Here is an 18783-nt window from a genome sequence, read left to right on the forward strand (position 1 = left end):
TGTTTAGAATATTCGTGATTTGAGGTGAGAGTGTGAAAATTAGACGAAGTACAAGGTTAGTCGATATGACTTATTATTTGCTACAAAACCCTCGTCAGCTAGTGTCTCTCACTTTTTTTGCTGAAAGGTATCAATCTGCTAAATCTTCTATTAGTGAAGATTTAGTTATTATTAAGCAAACGTTTGAACAACAAGGAGTCGGCACATTGCAAACGATACCAGGAGCAGCAGGAGGAGTGAAACATATTCCATATATAAGTGAAGAAGAGGCGAATCTGATTATTAACGAGCTGTGTAACTTATTTGAAAATCCAGATCGTATTTTACCAGGTGGATACTTATATATGACGGATCTTTTAAGTAATCCTCGTCATATTAATGGTGCAGGGCGTTTATTTGCTTCTGTTTTTGCAAGACAATCAATTGACGCGGTTATGACGGTAGCAACAAAGGGGATCCCACTTGCTTACGCAGTGGCCAACTATTTAGATGTGCCAGTAGTAATTGCAAGAAAAGACAATAAGGTAACAGAAGGACCAACGGTTAGTATTAACTATGTATCAGGTTCATCTAAGCGTATTCAAACAATGACTTTAGCGAAGCGTAGTCTTCCAGAAGGAGCTAATGTTTTAATTGTTGATGACTTCATGAAAGCTGGAGGAACGATTCAAGGCATGATTAGTATGCTAGAAGAGTTTAAAGCGAATGTAGTTGGAATTGGTGTATTAGTAGAATCTACAGATATCGAAGAAAGACTTATTAATAACTTTGTTTCGTTAATTCGTTTATCAGAAGTAGATATAAAGAACAAAACCATTCAGGTGGAAAGAGGGAATTATTCACTTGCACCATTTGATGAAGGGCTCATAGAAGGTGAATAAAAAGGTAAAGCAAAAGGCTTTATCTTTTTTTGTAAATGAAAGTGCTAGTAGGCGGTAAGTCTTTTCTTATATCGTTAAAGTCTTACCGCCTACTAGCACAGTGCATTCTATTTATTTTAGAATAGATGAAACTAAGTTTGTATGGGCATTTTGATGGTAAAAATAAAATAATAAAAGGGTGAGAAGTATGAAAGTTGTTCAAACAAATCAGGCACCACAAGCAATTGGGCCATATTCACAAGGAATTATTGTGAATAATATGTTCTATAGCTCAGGACAAATTCCATTAACAGCAGGTGGAGAACTTGTAACAGGTGATGTAAAAGTACAAACAGAGCAAGTGTTTCAAAATTTACAAGCTGTATTAGAAGAAGCTGGAGCGTCATTCGATACAGTTGTAAAAACAACTGTATTCTTGCAAGACATGGATGATTTTAATGCTGTAAACGAAGTGTACGGCTCTTATTTTTCCATACATAAGCCAGCGCGTTCTTGTGTGCAAGTTGCAAGATTACCGAAAGATGTTTCTGTCGAAATCGAAGTAATCGCTCTTATAAAATAAACTTTTGTAAGCGATATCTCCAATTAATTCTCATATTCCATTAAAATAAAAAAATTTTATCTTAAAAATTTTTAAAAAATTAGAGGGAAAATAGAAAATTTGTGGAATTTATACAAATATATCGCTTATTTAGAAAAGGGTGGTGAACACAAGATGGAAGTGACTGACGTAAGATTACGCCGCGTAAACACAGAAGGCCGTATGAGAGCAATTGCCTCTATTACCCTAGACCATGAATTTGTTGTTCATGATATTCGTGTAATTGATGGCAATAATGGATTATTTGTAGCAATGCCAAGCAAACGTACTCCAGATGGAGAATTTCGTGACATTGCACATCCAATTAATTCTAACACACGCTCTAAAATTCAAGATGCGGTTTTAACTGAGTATCACCGTTTAGGCGAATTAGAAGAAGTTGAGTTTGAAGAAGCTGGAGCTTCGTAAAATTCGAATAAAAAGGGCTCTAATAAAAAGAGCTCTATAATTTTGCAACAAACTCCTGTAAACACTTACAGGAGTTTGTTTTTTATTATTTAGTTATCTGTGGTATTGATATATAGCCTTAAGGTGAAATGGTGAGAAAAGAAATTAGGCAGAGGATAATCTACCTGCAAAAGTTTAATTGATTTAATATCATTATATTTTTATAAATGAATATTTTTTCTAACATATAAGTTGTTGCTATGAAGAATAAAATGTGACTTGCACTCGTTTTCTCTTTTTGTTTTAACTTGGCATGGGGCAGGAAAAGGATCTGACCGCTTCTATGCATGATCGATACTCTCCCACCTAAAAAGAAAGGTTTTATGTTGGGCTTTCAATTTGTACTTATACAGTACTTGTTTTGGATGAAGATTTCCGTTAATTAAAGCTTCCACTATTGTCCTCGTTATATGTAAACTTCTAATTTATTTAAAATCATATAAAATAGTATAGCTTATTTCTGAAAAAAGATACTAAAGAGTAAAACATCTTATAAGAAGTATGGTAAAATTTAATAGTTATGCTGTGTTTCTTGAAATATATAAAGATTTAGGATAATATCTTTAATGGATAAATAGGTTGCGATGGAGGGTCTATATGTCAAACAGATTTGCAGTGATTCTAGCTGCAGGTAAGGGCACACGTATGAAGTCAAAGCTATACAAAGTGCTTCATCCTGTATGCGGAAAACCAATGGTGCAGCATGTAGTCGATCAAGTATCTCAATTAGGATTGCAGAAACTTGTAACGGTAGTTGGACATGGTGCTGAAAAAGTACAAGAACAACTAGGGAACGTAAGTGAGTTTGCATTACAAGCAGAACAACTTGGTACAGCACACGCTGTTGATCAAGCTGCTGATGTACTTGCGAATGAAGAAGGAACAACTTTAGTTATTTGTGGTGATACACCACTTATAACTGCAGAAACAATGGAAGCATTGTTAAAGCATCATGAAGAAGCAGGGGCGAAGGCGACAGTGCTAACGGCATACATAGAAGAACCTGCTGGATATGGCCGTATTGTTCGTAATGAAAGTGGTCATGTTGAAAAAATCGTTGAGCATAAAGATGCAAATGAAGTAGAGCTAACTATTAAAGAAATCAATACAGGTACGTATTGTTTTGATAATAAAGCACTATTTGCCTCACTTTCTAAAGTTTCAAATGACAACGTACAAGGTGAATACTACCTTCCAGATGTAATTGAAATTTTGAAAAACGAAGGGCATATTGTATCAGCTTATCAAACGGAGCATTTCGATGAAACGTTAGGTGTTAACGACAGAGTCGCTCTATCGCAAGCGGAAATTATTATGAAAAATCGTATCAACCGTAAGAATATGGTGAATGGTGTTACAATTATTGATCCAAGTAACACATACATTTCTGCGGATGCAATTATTGGCAGTGATACAGTTCTTCATCCAGGAACGATTATTGAGGGGAAAACTGTAATTGGTTCTGATTGTGAAATTGGCCCGCATACAGTAATACGCGATAGTGAAATTGGAGACCAGACAACAATTCGTCAATCTACTGTACACGACAGCAAGGTTGGTACAGAAGTTTCGATTGGTCCATTTGCACACATTCGCCCAGATTCAGTCATTGGTGATGAAGTACGCGTTGGAAACTTCGTAGAAATTAAAAAGACTGTTTTTGGTAATAGAAGTAAAGCTTCACACTTAAGTTATATTGGCGATGCACAAATTGGAGAAGAAGTGAATCTTGGGTGTGGTTCAATTACGGTGAACTACGATGGCAAGAATAAATTTAAAACAGTTATCGGAGATGGCGTATTTATTGGTTGTAATTCAAACCTTGTTGCTCCTGTAACAGTTGAAGATGGTGCTTATGTGGCGGCAGGCTCTACAATTACAGAGGATGTTCCATCAAAAGCATTATCAATTGCACGTGCACGTCAAGTTAACAAAGAAGACTATGTTGATCAATTGCTGAATAAGAAAAAATCATAATGTGGAGGGTTAATCTAGATGTCGACTCAATATCTAAATTCTAATTTGAAAGTATTCTCTTTAAACTCTAATAAGGAACTTGCTGAGCAAATTGCAAAGCATATTGGAGTAGGGTTAGGGAAATGTTCTGTTGACCGTTTTAGTGATGGAGAAGTTCAAATTAACATTGAAGAAAGTATTCGTGGTTGCGATGTATTCATTATTCAATCTACAAGCTTTCCAGTAAACGAACATATCATGGAATTACTTATTATGATTGATGCATTAAAACGTGCATCTGCAAAAACAATTAACATTGTTATTCCTTATTATGGTTATGCGCGTCAAGACCGTAAAGCGCGTTCTCGTGAACCAATTACATCAAAGCTTGTAGCAAACTTGCTTGAAACAGCAGGTGCAACTCGTGTAATCACTCTAGATTTACATGCTCCACAAATTCAAGGGTTCTTTGATATCCCAATCGACCACTTAATGGGTGTACCGATTCTTTCTGATTACTTTGAGACAAAAGGCCTTAAAGATATCGTAATCGTATCTCCTGACCATGGTGGTGTAACACGTGCAAGAAAGATGGCAGACCGCCTAAAAGCACCAATCGCTATTATTGATAAACGTCGTCCGCGTCCGAACGTAGCAGAGGTAATGAATATTATCGGTAATATCGAAGGTAAGACAGCAATTTTAATTGATGACATCATTGATACAGCTGGTACAATTACATTAGCGGCAAATGCTCTTGTTGAGAACGGTGCTTCTGAAGTATATGCTTGCTGTACACACCCAGTTCTATCTGGTCCAGCAATTGAGCGTATTCAAAATTCAAATATTAAAGAGTTAGTTGTAACGAACTCTATCGTATTACCAGAAGAGAAGAAAATTGATAAAGTACACGAGCTTTCTGTTGCTCCATTAATCGGGGAAGCAATTATTCGCGTTTATGAAGAAGAATCTGTAAGTGTGTTATTCAATTAATTGGATAGAATGAGACGTAACCAAATTTGGTTACGTCTTTTCGTATCGTAAAAAGAAAGTAGTGGTACAAGAATGAAATTAATAGTAGGACTTGGGAACCCAGGTAGAGAATATGAATTAACAAGGCATAATATCGGATTTATGGCGATTGATGAACTTGCAAAGCGATGGAATATTTCTTTAAATGAACAAAAGTTTAAAGGTTTATTTGGAGCAGGATTTGTTAATGGAGAGAAAGTAATTTTACTAAAGCCACTTACGTACATGAATTTATCTGGGGAAAGTATTCGTCCTCTCATGGATTATTATAAAATTGATGTGGAAGACTTTGTTGTCATGTATGATGACCTGGATATTCCTGTAGGTAAATTACGTCTTCGTATGAAAGGTAGTGCAGGCGGACATAATGGTGTAAAGTCAACAATTACTCATTTAGGAACGCAAGAATTTCAGCGTATTCGTATGGGTATTGATCGTCCGAAAAATGGTATGAAGGTAGTGGATTATGTATTAGGGCGTTTTACAGCAGAAGAAATGCCTGATGTGAATCATTCCATTGAAAACGCTGCGGATGCATGTGAAGAGTGGTTAAAGAAACCGTTTCTTCAAATTATGAATACTTTTAATAGTTAATCTCACAAACTGGAATATTTTATAATGTTTTTATCCATACTAATAATAATTGTATACTTAGGAGGATAGTATGGAAGGACATTATTATTGTAGGCATTGTGGATGTAACGTAGGTTCCATTACCGCAGAAAAAGTATATAGCAACGTTTTGTTTCAACTAACAGAGCAAGAAAAATTGGATATGATTCATTTTCATGAAAATGGAAATATATATATAAAAACAATTTGTGAATCGTGCCAAGAAACGCTCGCATCTTATCCTGAGTACTATGAATATGAAAAATTTCTGCAATAAAATGTTGTCGCTTTGGCATGCCCAAAGCATTTTTCTGTTTTCTTTTTCCAAAATATTTGCATAAAAATAATATTAACTTGCTCTTTATGTTGAGAGGAGTTTTGAAAATGATAGGGTTATTAGAGCAATTTTATAAAAATAAAGAAATTCAATCCATTATAAATGGTTTAGAAGAAGGGCTAAAGGAGCAACTCGTATCAGGGATGGCAACCTCTTCTCGTTCTTTATTAATGGCCGCTTTATATAAAAAAACAAAGCAGTCACAGCTTATTGTGACACACAATTTATATCAAGCACAAAAAGTATATGAAGATTTAGTATCACTGCTTGGTGAAAAAGATGTGTGGCTATATCCAGTTAATGAATTAATTGCGTCGGAGATTGGGGTTGCCAGCCCTGAACTTAAGGCGCAACGTATCGAAGTATTAAATCGTTTAGCCATGGGAGAGAATGGTATCATTGTTGTCCCCGTTGCTGGACTACGTAGATTTTTACCAATAAAAGAATTATGGAAGCAAAAGCAAATTGAAATCAGTCTAGGGCAAGAGATTGATTTAGATGCACTGCTCCATACATTACATCATATTGGTTATGAGCGTAAGTCGATGGTAGAGGCTCCAGGAGAGTTTAGTTTACGCGGAGGGATATTGGATATTTATCCATTAACTGAAGAACTACCGTTTCGTATTGAATTTTTTGATACAGAGGTAGATTCTATTCGATTATTTGATGTAGAAGAACAACGCTCTCAAGATAAAAAGGAAAGCGTTAAATTTGGTCCTGCAACAGAGTTTCTATTTTCGGGAGAAGAACTAAGTTCAGGGATAGAGAGTCTTGAAAAAGGTTTAAGGAAGACGATACAAAAGCTCTCTGATGACAAAATTAAGACAGCGGTACTTGAAACGGTTAGTCATGAGATAGAAATATTAAAAAATGGTCAGAGCATCGAGCAAATGTTTAAATATTTATCTATCTTCTACAAAAAACCCGCTAGTCTAATAGATTATTTACCTGAAAACAGCGTGGTCATTTTAGATGAGATTTCTCGTATTCAAGAGACTGCATCACATCTTGAAACGGAAGAAGCAGAATGGTATACATCACTTCTCAGTGAAGGGGCAATTATTCAAGATTTAGTGTTCTCTCACTCATTTGAAGAGTTCCTACACCATAAAAAAAGAAGTTTTGTGTATTTAACATTGTTTCTACGTCACATTGCACATACACACCCGCAAAATATTGTAAATGTAACGTGTAAAACAATGCAGGATTTCCATGGACAAATGCAGCTGTTAAAAACCGAAATTGATAGATGGAATGAGGGACATTTTACAACGGTTGTACTTGGAACGGATGAAGAACGTGCAAAGAAATTACAACATATTTTAAGTGATTATGATATTGAAGCAGATATTGTAGAATCTACAGATATATTACTCCCTGGGCGCCTGCAAATTGCTGTAGGTGATTTGCATGCAGGATTTGAAATGCCGATGCAAAAACTTGTTGTTATTACAGAGAAAGAGCTTTTTCATAAAAAGGTAAAAAAATCACAGCGTAAGCAAAAACTATCGAATGCAGAGCGAATTAAAAGTTATTCGGAATTAAAGGTTGGAGACTACGTTGTTCATGTAAATCATGGTATCGGTAAATTCCTAGGAATTGAAACGTTAGAAATTAATGGTGTCCATAAAGATTACTTGAACATTAAATATCAAGGTAACGATAAGTTATATGTTCCAATTGAACAAATTGACCAAGTGCAAAAATATGTAGGTTCAGAAGGAAAAGATCCGAAAGTTTATAAACTCGGTGGTAATGATTGGAAAAAGGTAAAAACAAAAGTAGAAAAATCTGTACAAGATATTGCGGATGATTTAATTAAACTATATGCAGAACGTGAAGCTTCAAAAGGATATGCATATACACCGGATACTGCAGAGCAACAGGAGTTCGAATCATCTTTCCCATATCAAGAAACAGAGGATCAATTGCGTTCTATTGAAGAAATTAAGAAAGATATGGAACGTGGACGCCCAATGGATCGGCTTCTTTGTGGTGATGTTGGATATGGAAAAACGGAAGTGGCTATTCGTGCAGCATTTAAAGCGATTATGGATGAAAAGCAAGTTGCGATTTTAGTACCGACAACAATTCTTGCGCAACAACACTATGAAACAATTCGAGAGCGTTTTCAAGACTATCCAATTAATATTGGATTGTTAAGCAGGTTCCGTACTAGAAAACAACAAAATGAAACGATTAAAGGTTTGAAAGATGGAACAGTTGATATTGTTATTGGAACGCACCGTATTTTATCTAAAGATGTAACGTATAAAGATCTAGGTCTACTTATTATTGATGAGGAACAACGATTTGGTGTTACGCATAAAGAAAAGATTAAACAATTGAAAGCGAATGTGGATGTATTAACATTAACTGCAACACCGATTCCGCGTACGCTTCATATGTCTATGCTTGGTGTACGAGATTTATCTGTTATTGAGACACCACCAGAAAATCGTTTCCCAGTCCAAACATATGTAGTTGAGTATAATCCAGGATTAATTCGAGAAGCGATAGAAAGAGAACTTGCAAGAGGTGGTCAAGTTTACTTCTTATATAATCGTGTGGAAGACATTGAAAGAAAAGCAGACGAAATCTCCATGTTAGTTCCAGATGCACGTGTGACGTATGCGCATGGAAAAATGAACGAGAGTGAGCTAGAATCTGTTATGCTATCGTTTTTAGAGGGACAGCATGATGTTCTTGTGAGTACAACGATTATCGAAACAGGTGTTGATATTCCAAATGTAAATACATTAATTGTATTTGATGCGGATCGTATGGGATTATCGCAATTGTATCAGCTTCGTGGGCGCGTGGGACGCTCAAATCGCGTTGCTTATGCATATTTTGCATATAAGCGTGATAAGGTGTTATCAGAAGTTGCTGAGAAACGTTTACAAGCAATTAAGGAATTTACAGAACTTGGATCAGGATTTAAAATTGCGATGCGAGATTTATCCATTCGTGGTGCTGGTAACTTGTTAGGAGCTGAGCAACATGGATTTATTGATTCCGTCGGATTTGATTTATATTCACAAATGTTAAAAGATGCAATTGAACAACGTAAGGGAACGCAAGGAATTGAGAATACGATTGATGTTGAAATTGATTTAGAAGTGGATGCATACTTGCCAGATGCTTATATTTCAGATAGTAAACAAAAAATTATGATGTACAAACAATTTAGAGGTGTTTCTACAATTGAGGACATTGAAGAGTTGCAAGAAGAGATAATCGATCGATTTGGTGATTATCCACAAGAGGTTGGATATCTATTGCAAATTGCGAATATTAAGGTGCTGGCAACGAAAGAACAAATTGAGTTAATTAAACAAACGAAATTTGAAGTTACATTCTTATTCTCAGAACAAGCAAGCCAAAATATTGATGGCGGAAAACTATTTATGCTCGGGAATAGCTTTGGTCGCATGATTGGTCTTGGTATGGAAGGTTCTCGTTTGAAAATTGTTATGAAAACGAATGGATTAGAGACATCAAAATGGTTAACGATTGCTGAAAATTTATTAAAAGGCCTGCCAGACGTAAAAAAAGAAGTAATAAATGCTTAAAACAAAATAAAAAATCCAATTCGGCGTGCATAGAAGAACTAATGTGTAAAATACTATGTTTAACAGTTGGTGATTTTTACATGAACAGGTAAATTCACCACTTTCATCATCAGTAGAAAGTGAGGCAGCATTAGAATGAAAGCAACTGGAATCGTACGTCGAATTGATGATTTAGGTAGGGTGGTAATTCCGAAAGAAATCCGTAGAACTTTACGTATTCGAGAAGGAGATCCACTAGAAATTTTTGTTGATCGCGATGGAGAAGTGATTTTGAAAAAATATTCTCCAATTAGCGAATTAGGTGACTTCGCAAAAGAATATGCTGATGCTTTATACGATAGCTTAGGGCATAATGTACTCGTATGCGATCGTGATTCCATTATCGCTGTATCGGGAGTATCTAAAAAAGAATACTTAAATAAAAGTGTTGGTGATTTAGTTGAAAAGACAATGGAAGAGCGGAAGTCCGTTATTATGACAGACGAAAGCGAAATTTCAATTATTGATGGAGTAACAGAAAAGGTCAACTCTTATACGGTCGGTCCTATTGTCGCAAATGGGGACCCCATTGGAGCTGTTATCATCTTTTCGAAAGATGCAATTATAAGCGAGGTAGAACATAAAGCGGTAAATACTGCAGCAAGCTTTTTAGCGAAGCAAATGGAGCAGTAGAGGAATAGAGTTTTTATAAGTAGCAATCTTTCTTAGTTATGATATTTTTTTATGAGAAAATGGGATTCTTATTTGTAGATAGGACTAATGTTTGTGAAAAGGTAGCACTTTGCTACCTTTTTTCATTGAACAAAGAAATGATTTATTCATACTGATTGTTAGTCCCCACAAATCAGGCTTTTATGGATAGGGATACTGCCTGCAAAAAACAGGATACAGTGAAATGGAATCCTGCTTTTTTCTTTGTGATATAATACGAGGGGTGAGAATAGAAAAAGGAGTTTTTTTGTATGGAAGCGAAGAAATATCAGGCCTTTTGGCGTGGGGCTATCATATTAACAATTGCAAGTTTTGTTACGAAGGTATTAAGCGCTTTTTACCGTATTCCATATCAAAATATAGCAGGAGATGTTGGGTTTTATATTTACCAACAAATTTATCCCTTTTATGGATTTTGCTTAATTCTAGCTACCTATGGCTTTCCGATTATTATTTCTAAAATGGTGGCAGAACGTTTGGAGCAGGGTAAGCCAAAAGAAGCGGAAGAGATTGTTTGTGTTTCCTTTTGGTTTTTATTAGGTATCGGTTGTATAGGCTTTTTTATATTGTTTTTTGGTGCTCATACGATTGCATCGGCCATGGGCGATGGGCATTTAGATAAGTTGCTACGGGTTATTTCATTTTCATTTTTATTAATGCCTTTTTTATCTGTAGCAAGAGGATATTTTCAAGGATTTAATAATATGATGCCAACAGCTATTTCACAGGTGATCGAACAAACAATTCGTGTTTCAATCATTGTATTTTTGTCAATGTTCCTTATAGCTCACGAGTTTGATTTATATACGGTTGGTGCAGGAGCAATGTTAGGATCGATTGCAGGTGGGTTTATTGGTATCGTTGTGCTTTTATGGTATATGCGTCATGATTTTCGTTCGATCTTCTTGCAAGGATGGAAAAGGATAAGAAATAAGAAAAAGCTAATTCGAGTTCTTTTTTGGCAAGGGATAGCCATTTGTGTTAGTAATTTAGTATTAATTTTTATCCAAATGGCAGATTCAGTTTCGTTTTATACTTTGCTTATTCAGGCAGGAGAACAGTCAGAAACCGCAAAGGTATTAAAAGGTATTTATGATAGAAGTATCCCTTTAATGCAACTCGGTACAGTTATAACGACTTCATTTTCACTTTCGCTTATTCCTATTATTACGGCAGCGAAAGAAAGAGGAGATCATTCGTTTATTCGAGATAAGGTGCAGTTAGCGTTGAAAATTACAGTTGTAATTGGATCTGCAGCAGCACTTGGATTAGCTTGTATTATTAAGCCAACAAATATTATGTTGTTTGAAAATAGTGATGGATCAAGTGTGCTAGCTATATTAGCTATCTCCATTTTATTTAGTTCATTATCTATTACAACGGCTTCTATTTTACAAGGATTGGGACAAGCATTGAAGCCAGCCCTGTTTGTTATATTTGGAGGTTGCTTAAAATTGCTGCTAAATCATATGCTAATGCCACATTTTGGTGTAACAGGGGCAGCGATTGCAACTTTAATCGCACTTATGGGCATTGCTTTTTTAAATAGTGCACTACTTATTCGAGTTGTAGGAGAACCAATCATTTATAAACAAAATATATTTGGTGTAATGGCCAGTGGATTAGGTATGACTTTTATATTAATGATATTTATGCGTATGTCTGAAGGCGTTGGATTAGTTGAGGAAGGATACAGAGGAATGGCGACAGTTGAGGCACTATTAGGTGTAGTGATTGGCGGTTTAATATATGTATTCTTGATTTTGAAAATGCATGTTTTTACAAAAGAAGAATTAGGAACTTTTATGAAGCGAGACAAAGTAAAGGACTCTTTAAAAAAGAGCGGATAGGGGTGAAGGATTGTGAGTGGAGTAATTACTGTTTTAGGATTAGGTGCTGGTGAGTTAGATCAGTTAACAATGGGTGTATACCGGAAAATAAAAGAAGCAACTCACATGTATGTACGAACAAAGGAACATCCGGTTATAGAAGAATTAGAAAAAGAAGGAATTAAATATACTGCTTTTGATGCTGTATATGAAGCGCATGATACATTTGAGATTGTATATGAAACAATTGCAAATACATTACTAGAAAAAGCACAAGATGCAGACATCATTTATGCTGTACCAGGTCATCCGCTTGTTGCGGAAAGGACTGTTCAGTTGCTTTTACAAAAAGGAAAAGATGCACAGGTTGAAGTTCGAATTGAAGGTGGACAAAGCTTCTTGGATCCAATGTTTGCTAGTTTGAAAATAGATCCAATCGAAGGATTTCAATTGATTGATGCTACATCATTTGAACGAGGGCAATTAGAATTACGGCAACATCTAATTTTTTGCCAAGTATATGATGCGTTCGTTGCATCCGATGTGAAATTAACATTGATGGAAATGTTACCTGACGAGTACGAGGTGTATATTGTAACAGCAGCGGGGACATCTTTTGAACAGGTAAAAAAGGTACCACTATATATGTTGGATCACGAAACAGAACTGAATAACTTAACGAGTGTGTATGTGCCGCCAGTTGTAGAACGTGCATCCTTATATCAGCAATTTGATGTGCTTCGGGAAATTATCGCTGAGCTTCGTGGACCAAATGGTTGCCCGTGGGATAAAAAGCAAACACACCAGTCTTTAAAGAAATATTTAATTGAGGAAGCGTATGAAGTACTAGAGGCAATTGATGAAGAAGATGATGATCATCTAATTGAAGAACTCGGTGATGTATTATTACAAGTTATGCTCCATGCTCAAATTGGAGAGGATGAAGGATGGTTCTCTATTGATGATATTATTCGAACATTATCTGAAAAAATGGTGCGCCGCCATCCACATGTATTTGGAGATATAGATGTAGATAATGCAGAAGAAGTTATTTCAAATTGGGAAGAGATTAAAAAGCAAGAAAAAGGGAATGCAAGAGAATCTGTTCTAGCAGGAGTTCCAAAAAGCTTACCGCAATTAATGCGTGCTCATGAAATTCAGAAAAAGGCTGGGAAAGTTGGCTTTGATTGGGTTGATGTACAACCAATGATGGATAAAGTATTAGAAGAGTGGAAGGAATTCCAGCAAGAAGTTGCGAAAATGGATAAAGAAAAAATGCTAGGCGAGTTTGGTGATTTATTATTCGCCTTTGTGAATATAGCTCGCCACTATAAATTGGATCCTGAAGAAGCGCTTCATATGACAAATGAAAAATTTATGGGTCGCTTTTTATACATGGAAGCAAAAGTAGCTGAAATGAATAAAGAAATGCAGGAATTAACATTAGAACAAATGGACGTTCTGTGGGAGGAAGCAAAACGGACAGAGAAACGATAAGGGGGAAATAAAATGCGTTTAGATAAGTTTTTGAAAGTATCACGTTTAATTAAACGAAGAACATTGGCAAAAGAAGTAGCTGATCAAGGGAGAATTTCAATTAATGGACAAGCTGCAAAGGCAAGTTCTGTTGTAAAAGTGGAAGATGAATTAACAATTCGTTTTGGGCAGAAGGTAGTAACTGTTAAAGTAAATGAATTAAAAGAAACAACAAAAAAAGAAGACGCAGCTAATATGTATACTGTCGTTCGCGAGGAAAAGGTAAAAGCTGAAGAAGGCTTGTTCTAAATCTTTTCATCCCCTCATACATTACTATTAGCTAGTATAAAGCTATGGGGGGATTTGCGTGAATAATGGCTACTCAGCTATGTCTTCTAATCAGCAAAATGTTTCTGTAGAGCATGATATTATTATGCGTGGCAGACGTGTAATTGATATTACGGGTGTAAAACAAGTAGAAAGTTTTGATAGTGAAGAATTCTTATTAGAAACCGTAATGGGTTTTTTAACGATTCGTGGACAAAACTTACAGATGAAAAATTTAGATGTGGAAAAGGGCATTGTATCGATTAAAGGAAAAATTCATGAAATACTTTATATTGATGAGAATCAAGGGGAGAAAGCTAAAGGCTTCTTTAGTAAGTTATTTAAATGAGTTTAACAGTCCAATTGTATACAATGCTTTCGATGATTGGAATGGGTGCTTGGATTGGAGCAGCCTTAGATACATACCAACGTTTCTTAAAGCGTACGCAGCGTAAACGTTGGGTTGTATTTATACATGATATACTATTTTGGATTGTCCAAGCATTATTTGTCTTTTATGTATTATTGCTTGTTAACGAGGCGGAGTTACGTGTATATGTATTTGTGGCTTTACTATGTGGTTTTGCGGCATATCAAAGCTTATTGAAATCATTGTACATGAAAATGCTAAATGTTCTCATCTATGTTTTTGTACAAGCGATTCGATTTTTTATTCGAATTATACAGCTACTTATGATAAAACCTGTTATTATTATAGCGCAGCTTGTTATTGCATTTATATTATTTTTATTTCGTATCATGCTTTCAATTGGACATGTATTATGGAAATGTTTGATTTGGATATTACTTTTCGTATGGAAAGTTTTTTTCTGGCCTGTTCGATTTATTGCTTTGCTCATATGGAAACTTCTCCCTAACCGTGTTACACTTTTTATAAAGAGACATGCGGGGTTCCTGCAACGTGCAAAGAAATTGAAGGAGCATATCTTCCAATTTTGGGAGCGTATAAAAAAGAAGTTAGGGGGACCTCGGAAATGAGGGAACTGAAACAAAGATTAATTGAAGAACAGAATCCAAATCCTGTCAAAGAACATATAATACAAACGAATGAAAACAGGAAACGACTTTATCGCCGTTTAGCAGTTTTTCTTGTCTTTGCTTTTACAATTATTGTGAGTATTATTGTGACGTTTTATCAACAAAATAATGATATTAAAGTAAGAGAAGCAAAAGTTAAGGACATGAAAAAAGAATTGGATTCATTAACGGAGAAAGAAAAAAAGCTAAAAGATGATGTTCAAAAGTTAAATGATGAAGAGTACGTTTTAAAGATTGCTAGAAGGGATTATTTCTTCTCCGGAAAAGGGGAGATAATTTTTCCTGTTTCTAAGTAGAGTATGTCTTATTGACACTATATTTTAGGATTATATATAATAAAGTAAAATTTGACTTTTTAACCACTAAGGAGGAGCATTTTTTTTATGTCAATCGAGGTAGGCAGCAAGTTACAGGGTAAAGTAACAGGTATTACAAATTTTGGGGCTTTTGTGGAGCTGCCAGAAGGCTTAACGGGTCTTGTTCATATTAGTGAAGTTGCTGATAATTATGTGAAAGATATTAACGATCACTTAAAAGTAGGCGACCAAGTAGAAGTAAAAGTTATTAATGTTGAAAAAGATGGCAAAATTGGTTTATCTATTAAAAAAGCGAAAGAACGTGAAAGAACAGAAGGAGATCGTCCACGCGGTGAATACCAACGTGGTGGTGACCAACAACGTTCTGGACGTCCACAACGTAATCGTTCTTTTAACAAAGATAACCGTGGTGGCCGTGATAACGGCGGCAATCAAAAAGAAACGTTTGAGCAAAAAATGGCACGCTTTTTAAAAGATAGTGAAGATCGTTTGACTTCTTTAAAGCGTAATACAGAATCTAAACGTGGTGGCCGTGGCGCTCGTCGCGGATAAAACGAACGTTTTATTCTTAACATATAGAGAGGTGCCCAGAGTAAGCTACTCAGGGTGCTTTTTTATGTGAATAAATATATTTTAAAAAAGAATAAAAAACTTTTTTGAAATATGTTGACTTTAAATTGAATTTGATATAAGATACTAATTGTCCGTTAAATACGACGACATGGCGGTGTAGCTCAGCTGGCTAGAGCGTACGGTTCATACCCGTGAGGTCGGGGGTTCGATCCCCTCCGCCGCTATATTTTATTTAATGGCCCGTTGGTCAAGTGGTTAAGACACCGCCCTTTCACGGCGGTAACACGGGTTCGAATCCCGTACGGGTCATCTAAAAAAGATCATGCATACATGCATGATCTTTTTTTATTAAGTAATTATAAATACATACAATATTTCTACAAAAACATCCTGTGTTTTCCGAATATTCCATCTACATAACTTGCGTTTTCTTGATAACTTGTATATATATAGGTTTATTTTGAATAAAAAGTCGAACGATTCTAAGGGCGATGCCTGTTGTTTTGACAAAAATCCCAATAATTATCTTTTATAATGACAGTAATTAAACTATGCAGGTGGTGTTAAAAATATGCCTAAAGCAGGAAGGAATACAATGAATACAGGTACTACGTTAGCGATGGGAGATGGACAGCTAAGAACAATAAAGCGGACAAGCAAATTGAAGGCGAAGTTGGAGCATGTTTTCTTTAGATGGGGATTTGTTATCGTTGTAATCGGTTTTCTTTTGGGACGAGCATATATATTAACGAATATTTTACCGTTTGCATTACCATTTTTTGCTGCCGTTTATGTAATGAAGCGGGATAAAATGCCGCTTGCATTTCTTGCCCTCATGGGTGGTGCACTTTCTGTTTCGATAGACAATTTACTTTTTACTTTTGCATCTATCTTTACTTTCTTCATTTATAATATCTTCTTTAGTCGGTTCACACGTAAAACTGTTGGACTCGTACCATTTCAAGTATTTATCTCCGCGTTAACCGCACATCTTGTTGTTGTTTATTTTGCACAGCAAACCGTCACTATGTATGACCTACTCGTAAGTACAATTGAAGCGGGACTTAGCTTTGTATTAACAATGATTTTTTTACAAAGTGTACCGCTGTTAACAGAAAGAAAAGGGAAACAGCAAGCATTAGAAACCGAAGAAATCGTTTGTTTAATTATATTACTAGCGTCTGTACTAACTGGTACAACAGATTGGTTTGTTTACGACGCGTCTATTCAACATATTTTCACTAGATATTTAGTATTATTATTTGCTTTTGTCGCAGGGGCAGCTACTGGTTCGACAGTGGGGGTTGTGACTGGATTAATATTGAGTTTAGCCAATGTGGCAAGTTTATCTCAACTTAGCTTATTAGCTTTTTCAGGATTGCTTGGTGGATTGTTAAAAGAGGGAAAGCGAATTGGGGTAAGCTTAGGTTTATTGATTGGTACAAGCTTAATTACGTTGTATGTAGATAAACAAGCTAGCATCGTCATAACTTTAATCGAATCTGGTGTGGCAATCATTTTCTTTCTATTAACACCAAAGGTCATTATGGATCGAATTGCTAAATTTATGCCAGGGACACAAGAGCATTCGCATGATCAACAACAATACTTACGAAGAATGCGTGATGTTACAGCAAATAAAATTAATCAGTTTGCAAATGTATTTTCTGCATTATCTAATAGCTTTTCAGTGTATGGATATGTAGAGGAGGAGGATAGAGAAACAGAAGCAGATTTATTTTTAAGTACAATTACAGCGAAGACATGCCAAACATGCTTCAAGAAAGATCAATGCTGGGTAGTGAACTTTGATAAAACATATGACTATATGAAACAAATTATGAATGAGACAGAAGAAGGGACACTTCAGCATAATCGTAAGTTGGTTCGTGAATGGGATAAACACTGTGTCAGAGGGAAAAAAGTGACGGATTTAGTAGCTGGCGAATTGGATCACTTCTATGAAGGGCAAAAATTACGAAAACAAATGAGAGAGAATCGTAGAATTGTTGCGGAACAATTATTAGGCGTTTCGAAAGTAATGGAGGATTTCGCAAAAGAAATTCAGCGTGAACGAGAAAATCACCAAGTGCAGGAAGAACGAATTTTACAAGCGTTCCGGGATTTTGGGGTTGAGGTTGAGCACGTTGATATTTATTGCTTAGATAGAGGGAATATTGATATTGAAATGATGATTCCAGCAGTATCTAATGAGCATGGGGAATGTGATAAATTAGTCGCGCCAATGCTTTCAGACATTTTAAAAGAAAATATTGTTGTGAAACATGAGGAACGATCTGCTTATCCGAATGGTCATAGTATGATATCGTTTGGATCTGCAAAAACGTTTTCTCTTGATACAGGACTTGCTACAGCCGCAAAGGGAGGCGGATTTGTATCAGGAGATTCATATGCGATGATGGATTTAAGTGTTGGAAAGTATGCTCTTGCAATTAGTGATGGGATGGGAAATGGGCAGAGAGCACATATGGAAAGCAAAGAGACGGTAAAATTACTGCAAAAAATATTACAGTCCGGTATTGATGAAGAGATAGCGATTAAATCTATTAATTCAATTCTTTCTCTGAGAACGACAGAAGAAATGTTTACAACACTTGATTTAGCTATGGTAGATTTACGGGATGCAAGTGCGAAGTTTTTGAAGGTTGGTTCAACACCAAGCTTTGTAAAACGCGGAAATAATATTATAAAAATAGAAGCAAGTAATTTGCCAATGGGAATTATTGAGGATGTTGAAGTGGATGTTGTGGGTGAACAGTTAAAAACAGGGGATATTTTAATTATGATGAGCGATGGGATTTTTGAAGGAGCACAGCATGTAGAAAATCATGAATTGTGGATGAAACGTAAAATTAAGGAACTACAAACAGATAATCCACAAGAAATTGCCGACATTATTATGGAAGAGGTCATTCGTTCTGGTGATGGATATATCAATGATGATATGACTATTGTCGTTGCGAAGGTAAAGAAGAATATGCCAAAATGGGCTACAATTCCAATTGTAGGTATGCAAGCACAATAAA

17 protein-coding genes and 2 tRNA genes are annotated in these 18783 nt (G+C 35.7%); all 19 read left to right on the forward strand.

Annotated elements, in window-relative coordinates:
• Positions 1 to 32: 32 nt before the first annotated feature.
• Positions 33 to 881, forward strand: a complete 849-nt coding sequence (gene purR / locus V7183_RS07585) for a pur operon repressor (RefSeq protein ID WP_097897752.1) — start codon at positions 33 to 35, stop codon at positions 879 to 881.
• A gap of 187 nt (positions 882 to 1068) precedes the next feature.
• A complete protein-coding gene (locus V7183_RS07590; protein WP_097897751.1) occupies positions 1069 to 1443 on the forward strand; it encodes a RidA family protein in 375 nt (124 codons plus the stop codon).
• A gap of 153 nt (positions 1444 to 1596) precedes the next feature.
• Complete coding sequence (gene spoVG / locus V7183_RS07595) at positions 1597 to 1890, forward strand: septation regulator SpoVG (protein WP_000454042.1); 294 nt, start codon at positions 1597 to 1599, stop codon at positions 1888 to 1890.
• A gap of 636 nt (positions 1891 to 2526) precedes the next feature.
• Positions 2527 to 3906: a bifunctional UDP-N-acetylglucosamine diphosphorylase/glucosamine-1-phosphate N-acetyltransferase GlmU gene (gene glmU, locus V7183_RS07600; protein WP_097897750.1), complete on the forward strand. Its 1380-nt coding sequence runs from the start codon at positions 2527 to 2529 to the stop codon at positions 3904 to 3906.
• 18 nt (positions 3907 to 3924) lie between these two features.
• Complete coding sequence (locus V7183_RS07605; RefSeq protein WP_017154389.1) at positions 3925 to 4878, forward strand: ribose-phosphate diphosphokinase; 954 nt, start codon at positions 3925 to 3927, stop codon at positions 4876 to 4878.
• Between the two features lie 72 nt (positions 4879 to 4950).
• Positions 4951 to 5511: an aminoacyl-tRNA hydrolase gene (gene pth, locus V7183_RS07610; protein WP_097897749.1), complete on the forward strand. Its 561-nt coding sequence runs from the start codon at positions 4951 to 4953 to the stop codon at positions 5509 to 5511.
• A 70-nt stretch (positions 5512 to 5581) separates the two neighbouring features.
• Positions 5582 to 5806, forward strand: coding sequence for an anti-sigma-F factor Fin family protein (locus V7183_RS07615; RefSeq protein WP_335359111.1), 225 nt, complete (start codon positions 5582 to 5584; stop codon positions 5804 to 5806).
• A 107-nt stretch (positions 5807 to 5913) separates the two neighbouring features.
• The gene (mfd, locus tag V7183_RS07620) at positions 5914 to 9444 is read left to right on the forward strand and encodes a transcription-repair coupling factor (protein ID WP_335359112.1); all 3531 of its coding nucleotides are present in this window, start codon (positions 5914 to 5916) and stop codon (positions 9442 to 9444) included.
• A 135-nt stretch (positions 9445 to 9579) separates the two neighbouring features.
• The gene (gene spoVT, locus V7183_RS07625; protein ID WP_097897746.1) at positions 9580 to 10116 is read left to right on the forward strand and encodes a stage V sporulation protein T; all 537 of its coding nucleotides are present in this window, start codon (positions 9580 to 9582) and stop codon (positions 10114 to 10116) included.
• 290 nt (positions 10117 to 10406) lie between these two features.
• A complete protein-coding gene (locus V7183_RS07630; RefSeq protein WP_097897745.1) occupies positions 10407 to 12005 on the forward strand; it encodes a putative polysaccharide biosynthesis protein in 1599 nt (532 codons plus the stop codon).
• A gap of 12 nt (positions 12006 to 12017) precedes the next feature.
• Positions 12018 to 13481: a nucleoside triphosphate pyrophosphohydrolase gene (gene mazG, locus V7183_RS07635; protein WP_335359113.1), complete on the forward strand. Its 1464-nt coding sequence runs from the start codon at positions 12018 to 12020 to the stop codon at positions 13479 to 13481.
• Positions 13482 to 13493: 12 nt separating this feature from the next.
• Positions 13494 to 13769 (forward strand): RNA-binding S4 domain-containing protein, encoded by a 276-nt coding sequence (locus V7183_RS07640; protein ID WP_335359114.1) that lies wholly within the window; start codon positions 13494 to 13496, stop codon positions 13767 to 13769.
• A 79-nt stretch (positions 13770 to 13848) separates the two neighbouring features.
• A complete protein-coding gene (gene yabP / locus V7183_RS07645) occupies positions 13849 to 14136 on the forward strand; it encodes a sporulation protein YabP (RefSeq protein ID WP_373605252.1) in 288 nt (95 codons plus the stop codon).
• On the forward strand, positions 14133 to 14786 hold the full coding sequence (gene yabQ / locus V7183_RS07650; RefSeq protein WP_097897741.1) for a spore cortex biosynthesis protein YabQ: 654 nt from the start codon (positions 14133 to 14135) through the stop codon (positions 14784 to 14786). Before yabP ends, yabQ begins: the two co-directional genes overlap by 4 nt.
• A complete protein-coding gene (gene divIC / locus V7183_RS07655) occupies positions 14783 to 15142 on the forward strand; it encodes a cell division protein DivIC (RefSeq protein ID WP_097897740.1) in 360 nt (119 codons plus the stop codon). The genes yabQ and divIC overlap by 4 nt, the downstream gene beginning before the upstream one ends.
• 87 nt (positions 15143 to 15229) lie before the next feature.
• Positions 15230 to 15715 carry a S1 domain-containing RNA-binding protein gene (locus tag V7183_RS07660; RefSeq protein WP_097897739.1) on the forward strand — a complete coding sequence of 162 codons (486 nt, stop codon included), beginning with the start codon at positions 15230 to 15232 and terminating at the stop codon, positions 15713 to 15715.
• Between the two features lie 171 nt (positions 15716 to 15886).
• Positions 15887 to 15960: transfer RNA gene (locus tag V7183_RS07665), tRNA-Met, on the forward strand.
• Positions 15961 to 15973: 13 nt separating this feature from the next.
• A tRNA-Glu gene (locus tag V7183_RS07670) sits at positions 15974 to 16045 on the forward strand.
• A gap of 262 nt (positions 16046 to 16307) precedes the next feature.
• Complete coding sequence (spoIIE, locus tag V7183_RS07675) at positions 16308 to 18782, forward strand: stage II sporulation protein E (protein ID WP_141523163.1); 2475 nt, start codon at positions 16308 to 16310, stop codon at positions 18780 to 18782.
• Position 18783: the final 1 nt, after the last annotated feature.

The sequence above is a fragment of the Bacillus sp. JJ1127 genome (genome assembly GCF_036965845.1).
Lineage (GTDB): Bacteria > Bacillota > Bacilli > Bacillales > Bacillaceae_G > Bacillus_A.

Excerpts from the sequence above, each read along its gene's own strand:
- V7183_RS07630 (WP_097897745.1), top strand. The coding sequence starts at position 10,407 with ATGGAAGCGAAGAAATATCAGGCCTTTTGGCGTGGGGCTATCATATTA.
- V7183_RS07660 (WP_097897739.1), top strand. The coding sequence starts at position 15,230 with ATGTCAATCGAGGTAGGCAGCAAGTTACAGGGTAAAGTAACAGGTATT.
- V7183_RS07615 (WP_335359111.1), top strand. The coding sequence starts at position 5,582 with ATGGAAGGACATTATTATTGTAGGCATTGTGGATGTAACGTAGGTTCC.
- spoIIE (WP_141523163.1), top strand. The coding sequence starts at position 16,308 with ATGCCTAAAGCAGGAAGGAATACAATGAATACAGGTACTACGTTAGCG.
- yabP (WP_373605252.1), top strand. The coding sequence starts at position 13,849 with ATGTCTTCTAATCAGCAAAATGTTTCTGTAGAGCATGATATTATTATG.
- pth (WP_097897749.1), top strand. The coding sequence starts at position 4,951 with ATGAAATTAATAGTAGGACTTGGGAACCCAGGTAGAGAATATGAATTA.
- mfd (WP_335359112.1), top strand. The coding sequence starts at position 5,914 with ATGATAGGGTTATTAGAGCAATTTTATAAAAATAAAGAAATTCAATCC.
- yabQ (WP_097897741.1), top strand. The coding sequence starts at position 14,133 with ATGAGTTTAACAGTCCAATTGTATACAATGCTTTCGATGATTGGAATG.
- spoVT (WP_097897746.1), top strand. The coding sequence starts at position 9,580 with ATGAAAGCAACTGGAATCGTACGTCGAATTGATGATTTAGGTAGGGTG.
- V7183_RS07605 (WP_017154389.1), top strand. The coding sequence starts at position 3,925 with ATGTCGACTCAATATCTAAATTCTAATTTGAAAGTATTCTCTTTAAAC.
- spoVG (WP_000454042.1), top strand. The coding sequence starts at position 1,597 with ATGGAAGTGACTGACGTAAGATTACGCCGCGTAAACACAGAAGGCCGT.
- V7183_RS07590 (WP_097897751.1), top strand. The coding sequence starts at position 1,069 with ATGAAAGTTGTTCAAACAAATCAGGCACCACAAGCAATTGGGCCATAT.
- glmU (WP_097897750.1), top strand. The coding sequence starts at position 2,527 with ATGTCAAACAGATTTGCAGTGATTCTAGCTGCAGGTAAGGGCACACGT.
- divIC (WP_097897740.1), top strand. The coding sequence starts at position 14,783 with ATGAGGGAACTGAAACAAAGATTAATTGAAGAACAGAATCCAAATCCT.
- V7183_RS07640 (WP_335359114.1), top strand. The coding sequence starts at position 13,494 with ATGCGTTTAGATAAGTTTTTGAAAGTATCACGTTTAATTAAACGAAGA.